The organism is Moorella thermoacetica (assembly GCF_001267405.1).
GTDB lineage: Bacteria > Bacillota > DSM-521 > Neomoorellales > Neomoorellaceae > Neomoorella > Neomoorella thermoacetica.
In genome coordinates this window covers 22,917-44,470 of sequence record NZ_CP012369.1, presented here as the reverse complement: position 1 = coordinate 44,470, position 21,554 = coordinate 22,917, and the positions used below count along the sequence as shown (strand labels likewise).

General features: G+C 58.0%; 22 protein-coding genes, 6 tRNA genes, 1 other RNA gene and 1 pseudogene. All 30 read right to left on the bottom strand.

What is annotated here, in order from left to right; genetic code table 11:
* Window positions 1–23: 23 nt before the first annotated feature.
* The 30 genes and pseudogenes from holB to MOTHE_RS00105 all read right to left on the bottom strand — a co-directional run bounded on the left by holB (window position 24) and on the right by MOTHE_RS00105 (window position 21,550).
* Window positions 24–878, bottom strand: coding sequence for a DNA polymerase III subunit delta' (gene holB / locus MOTHE_RS00235; RefSeq protein ID WP_053094528.1), 855 nt, complete (start codon window positions 876–878; stop codon window positions 24–26).
* 152 nt (window positions 879–1,030) lie between these two features.
* Window positions 1,031–1,654, bottom strand: coding sequence for a dTMP kinase (tmk, locus tag MOTHE_RS00230; protein ID WP_011391590.1), 624 nt, complete (start codon window positions 1,652–1,654; stop codon window positions 1,031–1,033).
* Between the two features lie 96 nt (window positions 1,655–1,750).
* A complete protein-coding gene (locus MOTHE_RS00225; RefSeq protein ID WP_011391589.1) occupies window positions 1,751–3,160 on the bottom strand; it encodes an aminotransferase class I/II-fold pyridoxal phosphate-dependent enzyme in 1,410 nt (469 codons plus the stop codon).
* 146 nt (window positions 3,161–3,306) lie between these two features.
* A complete protein-coding gene (locus tag MOTHE_RS00220; RefSeq protein WP_011391588.1) occupies window positions 3,307–4,083 on the bottom strand; it encodes a polysaccharide deacetylase family protein in 777 nt (258 codons plus the stop codon).
* Window positions 4,084–4,217: 134 nt separating this feature from the next.
* Window positions 4,218–5,513: a (Fe-S)-binding protein gene (locus tag MOTHE_RS00215; protein ID WP_053094527.1), complete on the bottom strand. Its 1,296-nt coding sequence runs from the start codon at window positions 5,511–5,513 to the stop codon at window positions 4,218–4,220.
* Between the two features lie 18 nt (window positions 5,514–5,531).
* Window positions 5,532–6,890 (bottom strand): FAD-binding oxidoreductase, encoded by a 1,359-nt coding sequence (locus MOTHE_RS00210; RefSeq protein ID WP_011391586.1) that lies wholly within the window; start codon window positions 6,888–6,890, stop codon window positions 5,532–5,534.
* Window positions 6,891–6,903: 13 nt separating this feature from the next.
* Window positions 6,904–7,104: an FAD-linked oxidase C-terminal domain-containing protein gene (locus MOTHE_RS14155; protein ID WP_373878633.1), complete on the bottom strand. Its 201-nt coding sequence runs from the start codon at window positions 7,102–7,104 to the stop codon at window positions 6,904–6,906.
* An 11-nt stretch (window positions 7,105–7,115) separates the two neighbouring features.
* Window positions 7,116–8,204 (bottom strand): annotated as a pseudogene (locus MOTHE_RS00205) (FAD-binding oxidoreductase); the annotation flags it as partial.
* Between the two features lie 521 nt (window positions 8,205–8,725).
* The gene (locus tag MOTHE_RS00200) at window positions 8,726–9,019 is read right to left on the bottom strand and encodes a 4Fe-4S dicluster domain-containing protein (protein ID WP_011391585.1); all 294 of its coding nucleotides are present in this window, start codon (window positions 9,017–9,019) and stop codon (window positions 8,726–8,728) included.
* The gene (locus MOTHE_RS00195; RefSeq protein ID WP_011391584.1) at window positions 9,016–9,588 is read right to left on the bottom strand and encodes a 2-oxoacid:ferredoxin oxidoreductase subunit gamma family protein; all 573 of its coding nucleotides are present in this window, start codon (window positions 9,586–9,588) and stop codon (window positions 9,016–9,018) included. Before MOTHE_RS00195 ends, MOTHE_RS00200 begins: the two co-directional genes overlap by 4 nt.
* Window positions 9,572–10,366, bottom strand: coding sequence for a thiamine pyrophosphate-dependent enzyme (locus MOTHE_RS00190; protein ID WP_011391583.1), 795 nt, complete (start codon window positions 10,364–10,366; stop codon window positions 9,572–9,574). Before MOTHE_RS00190 ends, MOTHE_RS00195 begins: the two co-directional genes overlap by 17 nt.
* A gap of 4 nt (window positions 10,367–10,370) precedes the next feature.
* Window positions 10,371–11,462, bottom strand: a complete 1,092-nt coding sequence (locus MOTHE_RS00185) for a transketolase C-terminal domain-containing protein (protein ID WP_011391582.1) — start codon at window positions 11,460–11,462, stop codon at window positions 10,371–10,373.
* Window positions 11,463–11,633: 171 nt separating this feature from the next.
* Window positions 11,634–12,110: a hypothetical protein gene (locus tag MOTHE_RS00180; protein ID WP_080997153.1), complete on the bottom strand. Its 477-nt coding sequence runs from the start codon at window positions 12,108–12,110 to the stop codon at window positions 11,634–11,636.
* Window positions 12,111–12,417: 307 nt separating this feature from the next.
* Complete coding sequence (locus tag MOTHE_RS00175) at window positions 12,418–12,693, bottom strand: pro-sigmaK processing inhibitor BofA family protein (protein WP_011391580.1); 276 nt, start codon at window positions 12,691–12,693, stop codon at window positions 12,418–12,420.
* A 12-nt stretch (window positions 12,694–12,705) separates the two neighbouring features.
* Window positions 12,706–12,924: a DUF2508 family protein gene (locus tag MOTHE_RS00170; RefSeq protein WP_011391579.1), complete on the bottom strand. Its 219-nt coding sequence runs from the start codon at window positions 12,922–12,924 to the stop codon at window positions 12,706–12,708.
* Between the two features lie 85 nt (window positions 12,925–13,009).
* Entirely contained in the window at window positions 13,010–13,609 is a 600-nt protein-coding gene (gene recR, locus MOTHE_RS00165) for a recombination mediator RecR (protein WP_011391578.1), read from the bottom strand.
* 3 nt (window positions 13,610–13,612) lie between these two features.
* The gene (locus MOTHE_RS00160; RefSeq protein WP_011391577.1) at window positions 13,613–13,927 is read right to left on the bottom strand and encodes a YbaB/EbfC family nucleoid-associated protein; all 315 of its coding nucleotides are present in this window, start codon (window positions 13,925–13,927) and stop codon (window positions 13,613–13,615) included.
* A gap of 24 nt (window positions 13,928–13,951) precedes the next feature.
* Window positions 13,952–15,721 (bottom strand): DNA polymerase III subunit gamma/tau, encoded by a 1,770-nt coding sequence (dnaX, locus tag MOTHE_RS00155; protein WP_011391576.1) that lies wholly within the window; start codon window positions 15,719–15,721, stop codon window positions 13,952–13,954.
* Window positions 15,722–15,846: 125 nt separating this feature from the next.
* Window positions 15,847–16,111: signal recognition particle sRNA large type (ffs, locus tag MOTHE_RS12600), an RNA gene on the bottom strand.
* 21 nt (window positions 16,112–16,132) lie between these two features.
* A tRNA-Ser gene (locus MOTHE_RS00150) sits at window positions 16,133–16,227 on the bottom strand.
* A 221-nt stretch (window positions 16,228–16,448) separates the two neighbouring features.
* Window positions 16,449–17,576, bottom strand: coding sequence for a DNA adenine methylase (locus MOTHE_RS00145; protein WP_053094524.1), 1,128 nt, complete (start codon window positions 17,574–17,576; stop codon window positions 16,449–16,451).
* Between the two features lie 75 nt (window positions 17,577–17,651).
* Window positions 17,652–17,743: transfer RNA gene (locus tag MOTHE_RS00140), tRNA-Ser, on the bottom strand.
* Window positions 17,730–18,182 carry a tRNA adenosine(34) deaminase TadA gene (tadA, locus tag MOTHE_RS12595; RefSeq protein ID WP_011391574.1) on the bottom strand — a complete coding sequence of 151 codons (453 nt, stop codon included), beginning with the start codon at window positions 18,180–18,182 and terminating at the stop codon, window positions 17,730–17,732. The genes MOTHE_RS00140 and tadA overlap by 14 nt, the downstream gene beginning before the upstream one ends.
* Window positions 18,183–18,204: 22 nt before the next feature.
* Window positions 18,205–18,281: transfer RNA gene (locus MOTHE_RS00135), tRNA-Arg, on the bottom strand.
* A 12-nt stretch (window positions 18,282–18,293) separates the two neighbouring features.
* Window positions 18,294–18,370 (bottom strand) — tRNA-Arg (locus MOTHE_RS00130).
* Between the two features lie 114 nt (window positions 18,371–18,484).
* A tRNA-Ser gene (locus tag MOTHE_RS00125) sits at window positions 18,485–18,580 on the bottom strand.
* A 12-nt stretch (window positions 18,581–18,592) separates the two neighbouring features.
* A tRNA-Ser gene (locus MOTHE_RS00120) sits at window positions 18,593–18,684 on the bottom strand.
* Window positions 18,685–18,814: 130 nt separating this feature from the next.
* Window positions 18,815–19,327 (bottom strand): DoxX family membrane protein, encoded by a 513-nt coding sequence (locus tag MOTHE_RS00115; RefSeq protein ID WP_011391573.1) that lies wholly within the window; start codon window positions 19,325–19,327, stop codon window positions 18,815–18,817.
* Window positions 19,328–19,449: 122 nt separating this feature from the next.
* Window positions 19,450–20,115: a response regulator gene (locus tag MOTHE_RS00110; protein WP_011391572.1), complete on the bottom strand. Its 666-nt coding sequence runs from the start codon at window positions 20,113–20,115 to the stop codon at window positions 19,450–19,452.
* A complete protein-coding gene (locus MOTHE_RS00105) occupies window positions 20,087–21,550 on the bottom strand; it encodes a sensor histidine kinase (RefSeq protein ID WP_053094523.1) in 1,464 nt (487 codons plus the stop codon). The genes MOTHE_RS00110 and MOTHE_RS00105 overlap by 29 nt, the downstream gene beginning before the upstream one ends.
* Between the last annotated feature and the right edge of the window lie 4 nt (window positions 21,551–21,554).

Sequence of the window (21,554 nt, the reverse complement as noted above, 5' to 3'; positions counted from 1 at the left end):
AATGCTTGATAATGCTTGCATGCCTACGCTGGCGACGGCTCGCCGCCATGAATGGCTTCTCCGGAAAACTGGGTGTAAAGTTTAAACATCATGACTTCCAGGGCCAGGCGGTGGTTGGCGTTATGCTCCAGGGCCGCCAGGGTATCCTGGATAGTCCAGAAACAGGCCCACAGCCGGGAAGGTGCCAGGAACGGCGTCAGCGGTTCGCCTGGCTTTAGTAATAGTGTTGCCGACCCTGTAAGCTGCCAAACCAGCTGGTCCCGGCAGGCCAGGGCCATACCGGTCAGCACTGCCGGCAAGTCAGCCTCCTTTTCCAGTTCCGGCAGGATCTCTTCCATTATAACCGGTAAATCGGCCGCCACCAAGCGGGCCCAGTAACCGGTACCCGCCTGAGAAATCGCCATTGCCCCTTCCAGGTGGATTTCCTGGCAGCGGGAGCGAATGGTGGGCAAAAGGGGGTCAGGTTGGGCGGCCAGTAAAATAAGATAAGTCCCTTCCGGCGGTTCCTCCAGGGTCTTTAGAAGGCAATTGGCTGCTGCTTCCGTCATAGTGTCGGCACCGGCCAGGACAGCTACCTTGACTCCACCCTGAAAGGCCTGGAGGGCCAGCCTGGCTTCCAGTTCCCTTATCTGGGCAATCTTTAAATTGGTACCGCGGGGCTCCAGGAGGTAGAAATCGGGATGGTTACCGCCGGCCATTTGCCGGCAGGAGTGGCAGCTACCGCAGGGTTCGCCCCCCTGGAGGTAGCGGCAGTTCAGGGCCGTGGCCAGGTAGATGGCTTCGGCCCGGCGTCCTTCTTCACTCCCCCCTACCAGGAGGTAGGCATGGGCCAGTTTCCCCGCCAGTAAAGCCTGTTTTAATTGCTGGTGTGCCGTCAAAACCTGTTGCCACCTCCTCCCGAAAATAGGATCCTACCAAAAATAGCGATTGCTGGTTCTTGCTATATTCCAGTTTCTTGAAGGGCTGGAGGGTACAGGCTACGGCCTCCGGCGGTTCTAGACGAGCAGGCTATGCGCTCAGCTGCTTTAGTTTATAACCTTTCCAGCCGGGCATCCAGGATCTCCTTAATCTCCTCCCAGACCACATCCGGGGAGGGAGTACCGTCAATGAGGTGCACCCGCCGGGGTTCCCGGCGGGCCAGGTCCAGATAACCCTGGCGTACCCGCCGGTGAAACTCCAGATCTTCCTGTTCCAGTCGGTCGCTGCCGCCCGAATGCCTGCCCAGGCCGATTGCCACCGGAACATCAATGAGAAAGGTTATATCCGGCCGCAGGTTACCGGTGGCCAGGTCGTTGAGCCGCTCTACCAGTTCTGCTCCCAGCTGGCGGCCGTACCCCTGGTAGGCCAGGGTGGAATCGCTGAAGCGATCGCACAGGACGATCTTGCCCGCCGCCAGGGCCGGGCGAATCCGCTCCGCTACATGCTGGGCCCGGGCGGCGGCGTAGAGGAAAAGCTCCGCCCGGGCATCAACAGGGCTATACGAAGGCTCCAGGAGCAACCGGCGGATGGCCTCCGAAAGCAGCGTCCCGCCCGGTTCCCGGGTCCGTTCCACTGCCAGCCCCCGCCGGTGCAGGTATTCTTCCAGCCGATCCATCTGGGTAGTTTTACCGGAACCGTCCGGCCCCTCCAGGGTTATAAAAAGGCCTCTGCCCATATCTCCATTACCTGCCGTCCCAGGATTAAATTTATAATTACTACCAGTATTTCCTTCGTGCCAGCGAGCACCCCGGTTACCGCGCACCCTGCCGGGTTAGCCATCCACTACCAGCACCCGGCCAGACGGTCCCCGTAAATCCCTGAGCCGCTCGAGGACCTCCGGCGTCAGAACCTCCCCCGGTACCGTCAGGGCCAGGCCCGGCGGGCAGGGGGAGATGAGTTCGGCGGCAATCTTCCCCGTAGCCTCCCCCAGGGGCAACTCCCGCCGGGGGGCAAGCCAGGCCTCCCGGGGCGTCAAAGCCGTCTCGGGTATCCTGACGGGCGGTGCCGGGGCTAAAGCTGCCGGCTGCCTACTGTCGGATCGCGGCAGGGCCAGCAGGGCGGTCACCAGGGCCTCGATTTTCTCCTCACCGTCGCCGGGGGTGATGATTACCACGATATAATCCTCTCCCGCCAGTTCTACCTCCTGGCCGGCGCGGCGCAGGGTGGCAGCCACCTCCGTTCCCCTCCGGCCCAGGGGCGCCGTAGGCAGGAGCAGGCGGGTTACATCCAGGCCGCTGGCCGCCGGCCCGGTAACATCTGCCATTGCCAGGGGCGGTAGTCCGGCCCGATCCAGCCTGGCCCGGGCCGCGGTAGCCCGGGCTACCGTCAGACCCCAGTCCTGCCGGCCCCGTTCTTCCGCCAGGAGACGGGCCGTATCCAGGGAAGCCAGCAGGAGGTAGGAAGGACTGGTAGTCTGGAGCAGGTTCAGGGCTGCCGCCACCCTTGCTGCCGCTGCCTCCTCCCGCAGGTGCAGCATGGCTGCCTGGGTCAGGGCCGCCAGGGTTTTATGGCTACTCTGGACGACAAAATCAGCCCCCAGGTCCAGGGGAGACGGTGGCAGGCCCGGAGCCAGGCCAAAGTGGGCCCCATGGGCGGCATCGGCCAGGACCGCCACGCCGTGGGCGTGGGCCAGGGCAATTAGTTCTTCGCTCCGGGGTACTACACCTTCATAGGTAGGATGGACCAGGAGCAGGAGCCTGGCCCCGGGATGTTCCCTTAAGGTTCCGGCCAGGCTTTCCGGGGCTACCCCCAGGGGCAGGCCCGGGCTGGCCAGCCATTCCGTGGCCAGGTAAACCGGCCGGGCCCCACTTAAAATCAGGCCATTAAAAACCGCCCGGTGGGCGTACCGGGGCAGCAAAACTTCATCCCCGGGGCGGCAGGTGGCCAGGATGACGGCCATCAGGCCGGCGCTCGCACCGTTTACCAGGAAAAAAGTCCGGGCTGCGCCATAAAAGCGGGCCGCCCGCTCCTGGGCGGCGGCGATAGCCCCCCCGGGACAGGCCAGGTTATCCAGGCCAGGTACCTCAGTCAGGTCCAGAGCCAGGGCCGCGCCCAGGAAATCCCGCCACAGGGGCAAGGTATAGGCCCCGTCCTTGTGACCGGGAGTATGCCAGGAATTAAGTCCTTGCTGACGATAGTTTAAAAGCGCCTCCCATAGAGGCGCCTGCCCTTGGGTCTTCACCCTTCTATTGTAACATACTTACCGGAGGGGCGAAACACCCTCCATTGCCCGGGGCATTCCCGGTTTCGTATATACCTTCCTCCGGGCCGGGGTATAGGCTCCGGGCTCCGGTGGTTCCTGGCGGGCAAACTGAACGCCCCCGTCCCTCAGCGCCCGGCGCGCTGGACCCCGGCGTGATCCACGTAGTAATCACCCTTGAGAATCAGTTGCCCCACCGGCACCACCTGGTAGCCGTCGGCCTTCAGCTTATCCAGGAGGGGGCCCAGGACATCGGCCGTATAACGGCCATTATTATGGAACAGGACAATGGAACCCGGTTTGATGCCCTTGACTACCCGGTTATAGATATCCGTAGCCGTCATTTGCTCCTGCCAGTCCAGGGAATCGACATCCCACTGGATGGCCCGGTAACCCAGCCTCTCCACCGTCCTGATGACCGTGTCGTTGTAGTCACCAAAGGGCGGCCGGAAGAGCTCAGCCTTATAACCCGTCACCTCCGTAACCATACGGCTGTTCTCCTGCAGTTCCTTTTCCATTTCCGCCGGGCTCAGGGCGGTAAAATGGGGATGGGAGGCCGAGTGGAGGCCGATTTCATGGCCGTCGGCGGCTATCTGTCTGGCCACATCAGGATACTTTTTGAGCCAGATGTTGGTCAGGAAAAAGGTCGTCTTGACACCGTGCTGTTTAAGGGTAGCCAGCAACTTGGGGGTATACTCCGCCCCCCAGGTGGCGTCAAAGGAGAGGGCCACCTTTTTTTCCGTGGTGCCCACGCTATAAATGGGTAAAAGCCTGTTGGTACGCCCAACCAGGGCCGCCAGGGGCTGGCAATCGGCCAGCCAGGCCCCCAGCATAAGCCCCAGGAAAAACAAAAGCACCGGGATCAGGAAATTGCTTATCCGGCGCCGGTGCCAGAGCAGGATCATCCCCTTCACCCCCAGGATGATCCTATTCGGTTGCGGGTGGGTATATGAACTATAACTCACAGGGTGGGCGTAAAAAATAGCCGTTGGCCAGAACCGCGCCAAAAAGAAAAACCCCCGGGTGGGGGTCAGGGGTATCAGCCGGCCTTGGCCTTGCTCCGGACGGCCCGGTTCTGGTAGGCCTGGTCCAATATTTGCATAACATGGATTGCTTTGCCAGACAAGCGGTAGACATCCAGGCCGTGGGCCAGTTGCATGAGGCAGGCCGGGCAGGAGGTTGCCAGGTATTCGGCTCCGGTCTTCTTAAAGTTATCCATCTTGCGGGCGAGGATCTTACGTAATAGTTCGTAGTGGGTTACGTTATAGGAACCGGCACCGCCACAGCACCAGTCGGATTCATTCATCTCGACGAATTTAACCCCCGGGATACTCTTCAAGATCTCCCGCGGTTGCTCCTTGACCTTCAGGCCCCGGGCTGCATGGCAGGGATCGTGGTAAGTTACGGTAGCGTTGACCGGCCCCATCTCCTTTTTAAAGCCAATCTCGACCAGGTACTGAGAGGCATCCTTTACTTTAGCCGCTAGCTGCGCCGCCAGGGGACCATAATGGGGATCGTCCTGAAGGAGTTCGGCGTAACTGTGAAGGCCGTGGGCACAGCTGGCGCAATCGGTGACAATTGCTTCAACCTCATAGCGGCTGAAGGCGTCCAGATTTTCTTTGGCCAGTTTTATTTGCATCTCTATATCGCCATAGGCCTCATGGGGGATGCCGCAGCAGTTGCTGGTCGGCACTACTACTTCGATATCGTTTTCCTGGTAAACCCGCAGGGTGGCCTCGCCAACAGCAGTAAAAAAGTTGTTAATCATGCAGCCGGCAAAGTAGGCGACTTTATGCCGGGGCTTCATCGGCTTCTTTAAGAGTTGGGGTAACTGGACGCGCAGGGTTTTCTCGGGGATGGCCGGCAGCAGCCCCTCGGCCTTGCCCAGGGAACCCATCAAGTTAAGAAAACCGATATGCCGGGCCAGCCAGCGTGCGCCGCTGCGCTGGTAGAAGCGCAGGACTTTGGCCCCCAGGGTCAGGCGCCGCTGGTTGGCCAGGACCCCCCGCAAAGCCATGCGGATGGGGAAGGGCTGGCCCTTGGCCCGGGTAATTTCGGCCCGGGCGGTCTTGATCAGGGTGTCGGTGATGACGGACGAGGGGCAGGCCGCTACACAGGCGCCGCAAAGAAGGCAGGAATAGATATGCTGGTTGATCTCGGGCTCTTTCGTTAAATCCAGTTTGCCCTCCATGGACTGGCGCATTAAACGGTTACGTCCCCGGGCCAGGGAAAACTCTTCCCCCGTCGCCTTGTAGGTGGGACAAACTTCCTCACAAAAACCGCATCTATTACAACGGACAATATCTTCTTCCCGCTGGCGAAAGGTTTTAACCATGGCCTATTCCTCCTCCCCTCAAGAAGCTGCCCTATTATCTACTAATACATAGGCCAGGACCTTGCTGTTGGGGGCCATGATCCCTCGCGGATCGAAGGCCGCCTTGACCCGGCCCAGGAGTTCAAAGATAGCCCTTCCCCGGGCCTCAACCCGGCGTCTGGTAAACTCGAGGTCATCGATATTATCTACTACCAGGAAACCGCCCAGGTTTTCCGCCCGGGCAGACAGCTGGTCGACAACCCCCCGGACGCCGTTAAAAGCTTCGGGGGCCTGGTCCAGGAGAATATGAATGTGGCCGTTACCAAAGTGGGCTACCATAGCCGCCCCTTTACGGCTGCGGTCCAGTTCCGCCCTGGCCCCCTTGAGGAACTCTCCCAAGGCGGTGAAGGGTACCGCCGCGCTGGCCAGGATGGCTCCCCCCTCACCGGCAAAGGTCGGCCAGATCTGCCGCCGGGCCTGCCAGGCGCCGGCCGCAGCCTCTCCTTCCAGGATAAGGGTACCTTTAAACTTCCCTTGCAGGTAGTCCGCCTGGGCGTCCACCTGCTCGGTAAAACCGTTAAAGTTCGCCAGGATGCCAGGGCCTTCCCCGTTTGGACGGTAACCGGCACGGGCCAGGATCTTCATGGCCACGCCATCCATGAGTTCCAGGGCTGTGGGCAGGGTATCGCTCCTGATGATCCGGGCCGCCTCAATGGCTGCTTCCAGTTCCTTGAAGGAAAGGAAGACGGTGATTTCCTTTTCCGGCAACGGCCTTAACTTCAGCATCACCCTGGTGATAATCCCCAGGCTGCCCCAGGAGCCAGCTATAAAGCGAGTGTTATCATAGTCCTGGACGTTTTTCACCGTCTTGCCGCCGGTGCGGATAATCTCTCCCGTAGACAGGACCACCTCGAGTCCCAGGATGTGAAATTTGGCGTCACCGTAGCCCAGTTTGCTGGGTCCGGAAGCGCCGGCGGCCACGCAACCGCCGACTGTTGAGGTGTCTCCATCCACCGGCTCCACAGGCCAGTATAGGTTGTGGGTTTTCAGGGTGGCCTGTAAATCCTTGAGGGTGACGCCCGCTTCTACGAAGGCCGTCATATTTTCGTAATCATATTCGAGGATCTTGTTCATCGCGGTAAGGTTAATCGCCAGGCCCCCGTTTAAGGGTAGTAAACCCCTGCGGGCCATGGTACCGGCACCCCAGGGTACCACCGGAATGCCCTCCGCGGCGGCCACCTTTAATATCGCGGCTACCTGCTGGCTGTCCTGAGGGTAAAGAACGGCCTCCGGGAGGGCTGTTTTGCTAAAACCGTGCTGCCGCCTGACGGCCTCTTCCACCTGGCAATTCTCCCTGCCAACGATTTTTTCCAGGTTGGCGATAATTTCGCGTCGCATTTTGCCATCCTCCTCAAGCTGCCGTTTCGGGAACAGTTTTACCAGCGTTTAATGTATCACTGGGATCGAAGGCCAGACGTTCCCGGCGTAAAAACTGAAGCTCCTGCTGGTTAAAGGCCCAGGGAACAAAATCCAGCTTGGCCAGGCCGATGCCGTGCTCGCCGGAGAGGGTACCGCCCAGGTCAAGGGCATAGCGGAAAAGGGCGGCTCGCACCTTTCCACTCTAGCCATCTCTTCCTTATTCCGTTCATCAAACAGGACCAGGGGATGGAGGTTGCCGTCGCCGGCGTGGGCCAGCATGCCGATGGGGACATTGTATTCCTTGCTCAAGCGGTCGACTTCTTTGAGGATTAATGGCAGTTTAGTACGGGGGACGGTGGCGTCCTCCATATCGTAGTTGGGTGCCAAGCGGCCGATGGCGCCAATGGCCATCCGCCGGGCTGTCCAGAGGTTATCCCTCTCCCGGGCATTCTGGGCCAGTTTGACGTCCGTAGCCCCGTTTTCGCGGCAGATAGCCATTATCTGCTGGGCCTGGCGATCCAGGCCGGCGTCCCAGCCGTCCACTTCAATCAGGAGGATAGCTCCCGCCCGGGTAGGCAAGCCGATATGCAACCAGTCCTCAACGGCGTTAATGATCTTGTTATCCATGAGCTCCAGGGTGCAGGGGATAATGCCATGGGCGATAATGGCGGAAACGGTTGTCCCGGCATCTTCCAGGGTGTTGTAAGAGGCCAGCATGGTCCGGTTAGCCTTCGGCGCCGGGGTTAGTTTGCAGATAATCTTGGTGGCCACGCCTAAATTGCCTTCTGAGCCGATAATAATGGCATTGAGATTTAATTCCTGGGCTATTGGCTCCAATTTACCTCCAATTTGCACAATTTCCCCGCTGGATAAGACCAGTTCCATGCCAATGATGTGATCCTTGGTAAGGCCGTACTTGATCCCCCTCATGCCACCGGAGTTCTCACCAAGATTGCCGCCCATGGTGGAAACCTTCTGGCTGGCAGGATCCGGCATATAAACCAGCCCGTAGGGGGCTACGGCCTTCTGCAACTCCATATTGGTAACGCCCGGTTCGACTACCGCCACCCTGTTTTCGGGATCAACCTCCAGGATGCGGTTCATTTTCGTCATCACCATGACAATGCCGCCACGCTGGGGTACAGCGCCGCCACTTAAACAGGTACCGCCACCTCTGGGGGTCACCGGGATTTTTTTGATGCTGGCTAATTTCAAAATAGATGCTATCTCCTGACGATTTTTGACATAAGCAATAACCTCCGGTCGACCGTAAACGAGAGAAGCATCATACATGTAGGTATTCAACGAAATTTTAGAAGTAAATACATTTTCCTTACCGACAATAGCAACCAGTTCGTTTAGAGTTGCTTGATCGACCATTCAGCCTTCTCCCCTTCCCCACTTTGTATAAACGTATCATCTTAACCGCTCCCCGGGCGAAAAATGATGAATAAAAATAAGATAACCCCTCGCATCCCTCCTACCCCTCGTGGGTATGATGGCAATACAAAAAATCTACATATAAATGTAGCAGCTGTTTTAAATCTATGTCAAGAATTGTTCTCATAGTTATATCCTTCAGGCAGGCAAAAAGACCGGTTAATAAAAATCGTTCACCATTTTTCACTTTTTAACTACCTGTCTTATGGCCTTACCACCTTTGCGGTTATTTTATTTTCACTCCCTCGGGCGAGCCGGCTGTAAATGGGGCAGGGTTCAAGATTACGCGTAACCAATCACAATATACCCCTACTTAATAAAAAATTTAAATATTGCTCCATCTACTCTCAATATACCACTGCCTGGTACACCTGTCAATGCCTTTCTGGCAAACTGGTAAGGCTGTCAGACCGGTCCTTGCCGTTGCGGCGCTCAATCCAGATGGCTGCGTCGGGGCAGACCAGCTGGCATTTTTTACAGGCAATGCAGGGTTTACCATGACCGGGTTCGACCACCGGCGTACCAAAGGCCCCCAGTTGTTTGGCCCAGCCAATGGTATCCACCGGGCATTTCTCGATACACAGGCCGCAGCCCTTGCAAAGGGCCGGGAAGAGGTGAAAGATGCCCTTGCCGTTTTCCGTAGTAATGGCTTTAAAAGCTACGCTCATTGTGCTTCCCTCCTGCTAACCAGCTGGTAGCCCCTTTCCAGGGCGCGATAGTTCAGATCCCGCAGGCTGGGGTCCTGGGCAAATTTATGGCCGAGCTGGCGTTCCAGGGCTTCTTTTACTTCCTGTTGTTTCAGAAAACCGGTGAGACCCACCAGCACCCCCAGGATAATGACATTAAAAACCCGGGGGTGCATCTCCTTCTGGGCTATCTCCAGGGCAGGAACGGCCAGCTTTCCGGGCTTATCCCCATATACCTTACGGACTTCATCCTCCAGGCTGGCGTCATAAACCAGGGTGGTCGCCGCGCCGGTATACTGCTTTACCCGTTCCACGGCCCGGTAGCTTAAAGCCACGACTATATCCCCGGTGGTAAATTTGGGTGCACTCACCGGCTGTTCGCTTACCTGAACGAAGGCTACCGAAACACCGCCACGTTGTTCTACCCCGAAGTTGGGGATATACAGGGCCTGGTGACCGGCGCGGTAGGCGGCTTCAGTTAAAATCTCGGCTATGGACTGGACTCCCTGGCCGCCTTCCCCGGCCAGGGCAATCTTAATGTTCAGGGGCATCGGGCGTTCCCTCCCCGACCTGGCCGTTTTTTACCTCGCCGGGGGTCCTTAATTCCCCGGTAGGAAAATAGGCGGCCATTTCTTTTTCAATAAAGCGCCAGGTTTCGGCGGCATTGGTACGCCAGTTGGTCGGGCAGGCTGACAGGGCCTCGATAAAGGCTATTCCCCGTCCCTCTATCTGGTTTAGCAGCCCTTTCTGGATAAAGTTCTTGAGTTGGACCACGTTGGCAATGCTGCCCCTGGCCACATAGGCTCCGGGCGGGGCGACGGCAGCCACCAGTTCCGGTCCCAGCATAGGCCGGCCGGTGAGCTTGACGTCACGGCCGTAGGGGGTTGTCTCGGTCTTTTGTCCGGGGAGGGTGGTTGGCGCCATTTGCCCGCCGGTCATACCGTACTGGGTGTTGTTGACGACGATGATGGTTACCAGGTCGTTGCGCACGGCGCTGCTGACCAGGTGCTGGGCACCGATGGCATAGGCGCCGCCGTCACCCATGTAGGAAACAACCACCAGCTCCGGCCGGACCCGTTTCATCCCTACCAGGACCGGGGTTGTCCGGCCGTGATGGGTCTGGATGGTATCCAGGTTGAAAAAGTCCCAGGAAAGGAGGGAACAACCTATATCGCAGCCGAAAATGGTCCTTTCCTGGATATTCAGGGCATCGATGGCTTCACCCAGGGCCTTGAGGATAATACCGTGGCCGCAGCCGGGGCAAAACTTATGGGGTTTGGTTTCGGCCCGCCAGACCCGCGGCATTTGCGGTTGAGCAGCCAGGGCCATAAAATCAGCTCCTTATAGTTTGTTGGACGGCGCCGATTATCTCCTCCGGGGTTATGCCCATGCCCGGCCGCAGGTAGCCGCTGACGGGTGTTTCCAGGCCATAGAGGCTGGCCCTGACCTGGCGTTCCAGCTGGCCGTGGGCGGACTCGACCACCAGGATCCTTTGCGCCCTGGCAGCTAGGGGCTGCAAGGCTTCCTCCGGGAAGGGTCTAAGGGTAATGGGCCGGAAGTACCCGGCCTTGATGCCGGCTTCCCGGAGGGAGTCTACGGCTGCCCGGGCGGCCCTGGAAACAACTCCGTGGGCAATGACCAGGAACTCGGCATCGTCCACAGCGTAGGCCTCCCATTCGACTACTTCCGGGAGCATGGCCTGGTAGTCTTTAATTGAGGCGCTAAGCCGGTCATAAAGTTCATCCTCGAGGTTGTAGGTATTGCGCAGGTGGGCAGGCTCACGATCTATCCCGGCTATACCCGGCAGGCCTACCATCGGCCGGCACTCTTCCATGACAATACCCCTGGTGGCGGGGTCATAGATGGTTACCGGTTCCCTCATCTTGGACTGGTAACCGTCACCCAGGACAAAGGTAGGGAAACGATATTTCCAGGCAGTGTTGAAGGCCTTGATGGTATAGTTAAAAAGGTCCTGATGGGAGGAGGTGGAATAAACAATCCTGAGTCCCTCCCCATTGCCGCCGAAACAGGTCAGGTTGAGTTCCTGCTGGGAATAGATGACCGTGGCCGTCGAAGGGCCGCCCCGCTGGGTCACGACCACCACGGTGGGCAGGCGCATCATCTCGGCCATGGACATGGCCTCCTGCATGAGGACATTGCCCGGCCCGGCGGTGGCCGTAAAGGCCCTCTTGCCGGCCAGAACCCCGCCCACAGTAGTAAACCCGGCTGATATTTCGTCCTCGGTCTGTAAAAAACCCCGGTCGTACCTGGGAGCCATGCGGGTCCAGTAGTGCATGATCTCGTTTTGGGGCGTAATGGGGTAACCGTACATGATGTCAGCCCCTGCCGCCAGGGCGGCCCAGGCGACAACCTCGTTGCCGGTCATAAAGGCCCTTTGCTCTCCTTCAATGGGTTTTGCAGCCATATATTCACCGTCTCCGAAAATAGGATTCTGCTAAATGAAGTGTTTCTTGGTTTGTTTCCCGTGGGCTAGAAATACAGCCATAAGGGCTCCAGTGGTTTTCGGCTAGCAAACTTGGCGTTCAGTTGCCTAAGCAGCGGGGGTGGAACTTTAGTTCCCCCGGCCACAGGGGTCCTACCAGAAGGCCCGGGGCATGTAGCGATGAAGCACCCGTACGGGATTACCTTCCCAGTCCCGCTCTCCCAGGAAGAAAGCCAGTTCCTCCACTACAGCCGTAGCCACCACCGGTATTCCCAGCTCCCGGGCCGCGGTGGTCACCATCCCCGCACCTTCCTGTACCAAGGCAGCCGTGGTCTCGTCGCCCAGATGGGTGTTATTGATGAGACCGTCGACCCGCCCCAGGGAGCGGACATGATCGATTATAGCCGGCACCGTGGCCGTAGCCGGACGGGTAGTGTTAATAACTGCCAGGACCCGGAGGTCGGGATTCTCCTCCACGTCCTCCAGTAAATGTAAAGTCCTTGCCCCGGCGACGCCATAACCGACATCGATAATGACACTGCCTTCCCGGCGCAGGGCCCAGCGGACCGCCGGGTAAAGTACAGTCCCGGCTTCACCCCAGCCAGTTACCTGTCCTGTTTCCCACCCCAAGACCTCTATGCCTTGCTCTTCTAGTTCTTTTTTTAGGGGTCGCAGGGTATAACATGGTTCTACGGTATCCAGGTCGGCCAGGGTGACTACCCGGCCCTGCCTGCGTAAATAGACAGCCCGGTTAATAGCGTTTTCCGATTTGCCGCTGCCGTATTCGCCTACATAAGCCTCTACAATGCGCGCCGGCCCTCACCTCGCCTTTAGTATGTTTCATTATCGGGCCGAGTATGAAAGGAAAATAAAAACCCGGGGCAACCGGGCTTAAAGTAAAAACCAGATTCAGTTTGTTGGCCTATCAGCTCCGGCCTCAGGCTCCCAGTACCAGGCGTAAAAAAATCAGCAAGACCAGGCCTGGCAGGCCCAGAAAACCGGCAATTAAGACTGTGAGCCAGTTTAAAGGGATAAAAAAGTGAAAATAGGCACCGAAGAAATTAAAGGCCCAGAGGATTAGCAGGCCAAAGAAGGAGTTGATTATGATTTTCAAGACCAGCTTCAGGGGTTTTAAAAAAATACTGCCCAGGAGATAAATCAGGAAGAGCAGGAACAGGGCAGCAAAAAGGAGCTGGATGGTATCGCCTGCCACGGCTACTACCCCCTACAGATCGAAATTATGCAAGGCCTGTCCCCGGTTACGGACTACTTTCCACAGGTACATATACCTTCTTTCTGCAGCCTCCAGCCGGTAGATGGCCTGATCAACCAGGTCCGGTTCCGTAACTTCGGCAAAAAAACGCTGGGCCGCCAGCCATTCCTCCCTGGCTTCTCTGATGGCTTCAGCCATTTTTTCTAATTCTTCCCTCGGTCCCAGTTCCATAAAACCGGCCACCTCCCAACTGCCTTTGGTGATAGGATATGCAGCTGGGAATTATTTCTTGCCAACTTTTTGCTCTATCCCAATTTTATTCTAGTTCGTGGCGGCCGGCAAAGGCCCGGGCCAGGGTAACCTCATCAGCGTATTCCAGATCGCCGCCGACGGGCAAGCCGTAGGCCAGGCGGGTAACCTTTACCCCCAGGGTTTTCAGCAGTTTGTCCAAGTAAAGGGCCGTCGATTCCCCCTCGACATCGGCATTAGTGGCCAGGATGACCTCCTTGACTTTCCCGTCATGAAGCCGGGCCAGGAGCTCCTTGACCCTTAACTGCTCCGGGCCGATACCATCCACGGGGGATATGGCTCCCTGGAGGACGTGGTACAGGCCCCGGTACTGGCGTGTTTTCTCCAGGGCGATAATGTCCCGTGCTTCTTCAACCACACAGATGCAGGAGTGATCCCTTTCCGGATCACTGCAGAGGCGGCAGGGATCCCTGTCAGTGAAGTTACCGCAGATGGAGCAATAGATTGTCTTCTGGCGCGCTTCCAGGATAGCCGCCGCCAGGTCCCGGGCTTCGCTGGCCGGAACTTTAAGGAGATGAAAGGCCAGGCGCTGGGCTGTCTTGGGGCCGATTCCGGGTAGCCTGCCCAGGGCGGTAATCAGTTTATTGAGGGGCTCCGGGTAATACATTCCCTAAAACCCCGGCAGGCGGATATTGCCAGTAATCTTCGCCATTTCCCTGGTTACCATCTCCTGGGACTGGTGCAGAGCCTCGTTGACGGCCGCCAGGATAAGGTCCTGGAGCATCTCCACGTCTTCAGGATCAACGGCTGCCGGGTCAATTTTAATGTTGACTAGTTCCTGGCGACCATTGGCCGTAACTTTTACTACCCCACCGCCGGCGCTGGCCTCAACCGTCCTCTCCCCCAATTCCTCCTGGAGTCTGGCTACCTGGGCCTGCATCTTCTGCATCTGTTTCATCATTTTGTTCATATTGCCCATGCCCATTGATTCAATCCTCCTTCAGGTCTTTCAGTCCTTGATCTCCACTTTATCCGCCCCGAAAAAGTTCACCAACCGGGTCAAGGTATCGCCGGTGTCCCCCGGTGGGGAGGGTTTCCCGGAGGTAATGACTACTTTTAAAGGCCGGCCGAAGACCGCAGCCAGGGCTTTCTCCACCTTCTGCCTGTTACCAGGCTGCTCCAGCATGCCCCGGTGAAAATCGGCTTTGACGGCCAGAGTCAGGGTATCACCATCTATTGCTACCGGTTCGCCCTCCCGCAGGAAGGCCTGAAGCTGGATGCTTTCCCTGCGGGCGGCAGCCAGGACTTCCGGCCAGTGTTCCTGCACTACGGCCAGTTCCAGCCCCGGAGATGCCGGCGAACCGGGTTCCAGGCCGGTCGCGGTCTCCGGCCCGGCCAGCCCTGCCCGATCCCTGCCGGCAGCCTGCGGGAATTCCCGGGAACGGTTAATTACTCGGGCCCGTCCAGCAGGAGACCCTGCCCCGGGGGCCTCAAGTGGGCCGCTGTTTCCCCGTTCCTGCCCGCCGGCATCAGCCCGGCTCCCCGGGGCAACCGGCGGCCTGCCCCCTTCTCCTTGGTTCCTGGTGGCAACCTTTTCCCGGGTCCTGCTGGGAGCGGAACCTTCCAGGGCGGCCAGACGTGCCTCCAGTTCCGCCACCCGCCGGGCCAGGCCTTCCAGGGAGGGGCCGGGGGCAACCAGGAAGCCAGCCAGGGTCATCTCCAGGATGACCCGCGGCTGGTTGCTCCGGCGCAGAGCCGCTCCACCTTGCTGTAGCCTTTCCATGAGGTCTAGCAGGCGATGGTGGTCAAACTGCCGGGCTTGAGCCGCCACCTGCTCCACTTCCTCAGGCAGAAGGCCGGTCAGGGAGCCGGCGCCGGGGTCCACTTTTAAGAGCAGAAGGTTGCGGGTATGATCGAGTAAGTCCTCAAGCAGGCGCCGGGGCTCGATACCGGATGCCAGGGCTTTATCTACCAGGTTCAACACCCCGGCACCATCGCCGGTAGCCAGGGCATCGGTCAGGGCCAGGAGGGTGTCCAGTCGCGCCGTGCCCAGGGTAACTGCTACCTGCCCGGCCGTTACCGGTCCCCTGGTGCCGCTGGCCAGAATCTGGTCCAGGAGGCTGAGGGCATCCCGCAAGCCGCCGGCAGCCTTGCGGGATAAGAGGCTCAAAGCTCCGGGCTCAATCTCCACCCCGTTGGCTGCTGCCACTTCCTGAAGGCGACCGGCAATGGCCTGTACCGTCAGGGGGTGAAAATCAAAGCGCTGGCAGCGGGATAGGATGGTCGGCAGAACCTTGCGCGGCTCGGTGGTAGCCAGAATAAAGACTGCATGGGCCGGGGGCTCTTCTAGGGTTTTCAGGAGGGCATTAAAGGCCTCCTGGGTCAGCATATGGACTTCATCGATAATATAAACCTTGTACCTGCCTTCTACCGGACCCAGAGGTATTTTCTCAATCAGATTGCGGATCTCGTCAATCCCCCGGTTGGAGGCGGCGTCCATCTCCAGGACGTCCAGGGAGTTTCCGGCCAGGATACGCCGGCAATTGGCGCATTCGTTACAGGGTTCCCCCTCCCGGGGTGCCAGGCAATTGATGGCCCGGGCCAGTATTTTCGCCGTGCTGGTTTTCCCCGTACCCCTGGGGCCACAGAAGAGGTAGGCGTGAACCAGGCGCCCGGTACGCAGGGCGTTACGAAGGGTCCTGGTTATATGTTCCTGCCCCACCACCTCGGCAAAGGTGCGAGGCCGCCACTGCCGGTACAGGGCCTGGTACTGGGCCAATTCTTTCACCTTCTTTTGCCGGAATAATAGTGCACCTGCAAATAACTGCCGGCAGGTAGGAAAACAGGTATGTAAAAAAGGGATTATTCACCATCCGAATAATCCCTTCTTGTCACCTTAAGTGACCGTGCACCCACTGTTGAACATGGCCTCCGGGCGTTACCGGTGCAGGTAACTCCAACCAGGTACCCCTGCGGCACCCGAGGCTGCTCACTTACCGCTGCTTCCTCCCGGACCTGACGGGGTTCATGAGTTCTCGTCGCGCAGGACCCGGTTCTCTTCGCCCCTTACACCGGCCGGACCCCACAGGTCAGGTCCGCCAGTGGGACTTCAACCCCGCTATAGCGGTTTGCGGGTTACAGGGCACCGCTACCTCCCCATCTAGCACGGTCAAATCTGGAAAAATTAAAATGGCGGAGAGAGTGGGATTCGAACCCACGAGACAGGATTGTGACCCGTCTACTCGCTCTCCAGGCGAGCGCCTTCGACCACTCAGCCATCTCTCCGCGCCAAACTGATGGTCGTTTATAGTTAAATCTGTTAGCTAGTTTATTATACAGCTAACTAGGCTTAATTGCAAGCCGTCTTTTGCCTTAGTCATCCCTCGCCCCAGCCTTCGATCGATTCTCCTTTCGGTAGAAGCTTGCTCGCTGCAAACAAAAGGCAGCGTGGCATCTTCACGCTCTCACCGGTTAAAGTTCGTCGTGCCGGGAGACTTCGCCGGAACTCAGTAGTTGGTAATCATCAGATGCCTCGCGGACTTATCGTTTCGGTTCTGAAAACTAACCTGGTATCTTTTGTTAAAGGCCCGGATTCTAAAGCCGTGATCCCGGTAGAGGTCGTAAATAAAGGGCGTATTTTTAATTACCAGCATAAACCTTGCCCGGCATGCGCCAGCGAGATAGGCTGCCAGGCGCTCCTGATCGGCTGGTCCGAAAGACATCCCGGCGTAGGCGCTGAAATCACTATCATAGGGCGGGTCCAGGAAGATAAAATCCTCCGGCCCGGGGGCAGTCTGGCGGAGAAACTCTTCGAAATCCAGGCAAAAAATCCTGGCCTTACCCAGGTGTTCGCGTACTTCACGGGATTTGAGGTAGGCTATCTTACGGGCGAAATCCTTATCGTTATAAGAAATACCGCCGTAAGGGACGTTAAATTCGCCCCGACTGTTATAACGAAACATGGCGGCATAGCAGTATTCCCGGATAAAGTAAAAGAGGGCGGTGGCGGTTCCCGGGCCCAAGCCGAAGGTAGCGGTATGGTTGTACAGGTAGCGGCAGTGCATGTAGAAAGCACTTTTAAAGGCGCCTTCCAGGTTGGCCAGGATATCCCTGCTGGCCAGGGCGCCCTTCCGGGCGGCAATTTTTTTCATCCTGGTTATCTTGTTGAGAAGGTTTCTTTTTATTTCCCCGAAGAAGTTTTCCGGGTTAATAAAAGGTGCCAGAATCTCCCTGAACTCCTGCCCCCGCGTTTTAATAAGCTCTGCCACTGCCCGGGACAATTGCGTACCGGAATAGACCTCGCTGGCATACTTTCTGTAAATATCTTCCAAAATGGTGCCATTATCCCTTACAACCATGGTAAGGCGTTCCCAGCTCCAGGCCAGGGCCTCCAGGGTTTGAAAAAAATCCCGGTTATTTTCGCGAATCATGTTATAAAGGGTAATTAGCTCCGGCGCTTTATCATTGATATACATGGCCGGCCGGTCAACGGCAAAAAAGACGGCCCCGCCGCCGACAAAGGGTTCATAGTAATTGCGGACCCCGCTGGGGAGGTTGGGGAGGATGTAACGAAGTTCCTTTTCCTTGCCGCCGGCCCATTTTATAATGGGGCTTAACCTTGGATTTCTGATCATACTGGAAAAATAGCTCCCTGTCGAAGTACTAAAAGGGGTTCCACCTGTAATGGCAGAACCCCCCCTATACTATACTGGCGGAGAGAGTGGGATTCGAACCCACGGAAGGCTCATCACCTTCACTCGATTTCGAGTCGAGCGCCTTAAACCAGCTCAGCCATCTCTCCGCATCTGGAAAAACTTTTTTATTAGCTCCCGGCACTCTTCCTCCCTGATGCCTGGGATCACTTCTACCTGATGGTCAAAATGGGGATTCTCCACCAGATTGACCACGGAATCTACCGCCCCGCTGCGCAAGTCCGGGGCCCCATAAACCAGCTGGCGGATGCGGGCCTGGACCAGGGCACCGGCGCACATGGGACAGGGTTCCAGGGTGACATACAAAGTAGCCCCTGTTAACCGCCAGTCACCTCGTACCCGGGCTGCTGCCCGGAGGGCGATGATCTCGGCATGGGCCGTAGGGTCAGCCAGGGTTTCCCGGCGGTTGCCGGCCCGGGCGATGATCTCCCCCCCTGCTACTATTACCGCTCCGATGGGAACTTCCCCCAGATCAAAGGCCTTCCTGGCTTCGTCCAGGGCCTCGCCCATATAGAAATGGTGGTCCATAAAGGCCACCCCGCTGCTATCCTGGTGCGCCTGGAGGGACTCGAACCCCCGGCACGCGGTTTAGGAAACCGCTGCTCTATCCACCTGAGCTACAGACGCAAAGATAAAAAATGGCGCGCCCGGAGGGACTCGAACCCCCAACCTCCTGGTTCGTAGCCAGTTACTCTATCCCGTTGAGCTACGGGCGCGCGTTTTTATTTTTTACCGGCAACGTTTATTTTAACAGAGTTACCGGCCCGCGTCAAGTCATGAAACGAAAGGTAAAAAGGCGACTAGCGCCTTGGTAAGGCGCCAGTTGATTATGGCGGAGAGAGTGGGATTCGAACCCACGGTACAGGTTTTAGTCCTGTACAATCGCTTAGCAGGCGACCGCCTTCGACCTACTCGGCCATCTCTCCACGTTCGCTTACTGGCGGAGGGGGTGGGATTCGAACCCACGGTGCCCGTCAAGAGCATCACTGGTTTTCAAGACCAGCTCCATAAACCACTCGGACACCCCTCCACGTCTAGCAAAGATAGTATAACACATGCTCCTACCGGCTGTCAAAAGGTTTTCTCTCTGAAACCCAGCCGACAGGAAAAGGACAACTCCGGTTTCTCATGAAACCGGAGTTATCCGGGGCAACCTGTTATTACTTATGGGCTGGTACAGGATTATTTAGAGTATCTTTTCTCTCCCGCCGCAGGTAATTGAAGAGAAAGCGGTCAACGCCATAGTAATAGGTCGCACTGCCGGCCAGCAGCAAAATGATAGCCAGAGTGTACAGGACGGGGTTTGTGCTAGTAGTTCCGGCCAGCATATAATTGAGATTCATGAAAGCCCCTGCAACCAGCGCGACTACCGTCAGCGCCCCCAGAATGAGGCCCACACCCGTCAAAAACTCCCCTACCGCTACAAACTTGGCAAACCAGGTGTGAGAACCGCTATTTAACAACCCGTTGAGAAAAGCTTTATACCATCCGTAATGGATAAGTCCGGGGGTACCTACGGCTTTGGTCCAGTATCCCTTGAGGGCTACGCCGGTTTCCATCCACTTGGGGTCCGCTAGCTTGTGCAGGCCTGCCTGCAACCACTGCCAGCCCAACCAAATCCGTACGACTGTCCAGAGGATACTCAGACGGCGGTCCCTTAACAGATTAAGCATTTCCCTCTCCCCCTTGTGAAGGTCTTCGCATCTTTACTATACCTGTCGGAGGAGAAAGAGCCCATCGGTTCGGGAACCTATTTTCGGCCTAGATTCGTTGCCCTATACCCCGTCTGCCTATCTCAGCCGGAATCCAGCTTGAGGATTCCGTTTTTAATGGCGTATTTGACCAGGTCTACCCGGTCGTGGAGGCCCAGCTTTTGCATGATATTGGCCCGGTGGGCCTGGACGGTTTTAACGCTGATGACCAGGCGCCGGGCGATCTCAGCGTTAGTCAGGCCCTCCGCGGCCAGGCGCAGCACCTCTAACTCCCGCTCGGTAAGCTCCGGTCCTTCCGGCCGGGACGCCCTGGTGAAGGGCAGCCTTTCTTGCAGGCCCTCTATCACCCGTCGCGCTATCTGGGGATCCAGGTAAGCCTCCCCCCTGGCTACCAGGCGGATGGCCGTTGTCAGTTCCTCAATCCCGGCCCGTTTTAGCACGTAACCCCTGGCCCCCGACTCCAGGGCGCGGAAGACCAGCTCTTCATCGTCATACATACTGAGGATAACGACCTTGATTTCCGGTTTTTTCTCTACCAGCTCCCTGGTGGCCTCGACACCGTTCCGGCCCGCGCCCAGCTGGAGATCCATAACTACTACCTCCGGCCGGGACTCTTCTGCCAGGGCCAGCACTCCGGCAGCCGAGCCAGTCTCACCCACTACTTCAATGTCCCCTTCTCGCTCCAGGAGGGCCCTGAGCCCTTCCCGGACCAGAGCATGATCATCGACCAGCATAACGCGAATGGCCATCCCCTTCCCTCCCGCCGCCGATAGAGTAAGGCAACCAGAAGGTTACCGTCGTGCCCCGACCGGGTGAGCTTGCTATTTCCAGCCAGCCCCCGGCCAGGGCCGCCCTCTGCCGCAGGTTGATTAACCCCTGGCCGTGGTCTGGCACTGTTCCCAACAGGCCGGTGCCGTTATCTTTTATTGTAACCTTAAAACCCTCCCCACCTAGATCCACCTGGACCCGGACCCAGCTGGCCCGGGCATGGCGACGGATATTACTGCAGATCTCCGCCACCATATGGTAGAGGTGGTCCCGCTGTTCACTATCCAGGCCGCCCTGGGCTGCCCCCTTAATTTGCCATTTGATCTCCAATTCTGTACCCCGGGCCAGATTGATCACCTGTTCTTTGATAATGGCCACCGGATCGGCCGGCAGTTCCCGGCCCAGGTGCAACCCGGCCAGGTATCCCCGCAAGTCGTTGATTATCCCTTCCGCCTGGCCGGTCAAGACCTTTAACCTGTCGGCTGCTGCCGCCGGGTTGTCAGCGAGAAGGTTGCGGCTATGCTCCAGGCCCAGGGCCAGGCCGTAAATGGACTGGATAACCCCGTCGTGGAGATCCCGGCGAATCTTTTCCCTTTCCCGCCAGATCATCTCCCGCTCCCTAACTGTCTCCCGGTAACGTTGCTCCTCGGCGTCATAAACCTCCAGGAGGCGGAAGATAAAGTAGGCAACCAGGACGCTGCTGAGGATGCGCAGGACCGGGGCCGGCAGGCCAAGGGACATTAGAAGGCCCGTATTCAGGACGTTGGCCGGGAAGAAGGACGCCGGCGGCACCATCAGGCCACCGGCAAAGGTATAGAGGAATAAAGCCATAGCTGAGCCAATCAGGCAAAACCTCAAGGAACGGCGCCGTAACCGGGCCAGCTCCTCCACCTGGGCCAGGATGGCCAGGGCGCTCAAGATCGACCCCGGTACTGCCAGTAAATAACGGGCCGTTACGTCTCCGGAAACAAGCCACGGCCCCGTGGCTGCCCCGCCGCCGGGAAAGGTGAGGAAAAAAATCAGACCCCAGCCACCCAGGAAAACTGCCGGCAGGGTTCTAACCCAGCCGGGCCAGTTCCTGGTATCGACCATAAGGTTGAGGCCAAAGGCCAGGAGAAAGGTATAGGAAAGGGCTAGAAGTAAAGCATGGCCGCCGGTTAAAAGGGCCCCCCGCAAGGTTTGCCAGCCCTCGGCTACCACCCGGGCCGGAATGAAGATATAACCCCATTCCGTGGCCCCGTGCAACAGGCCAAAGACGGCCAGGGAGGGTAACCGCCGTCCCAGGCTGAGGTTACTTCCCCACCTGGAACGGATGAGGATGCCAAAGCCCATCAGGAAGAAGGACAGGCCGTAAATGAAGAAAAACAGGGACCAGTACCAGTACTGGTCGGTAAGGGCGTGGAGGGCCGGGTCCATGGAG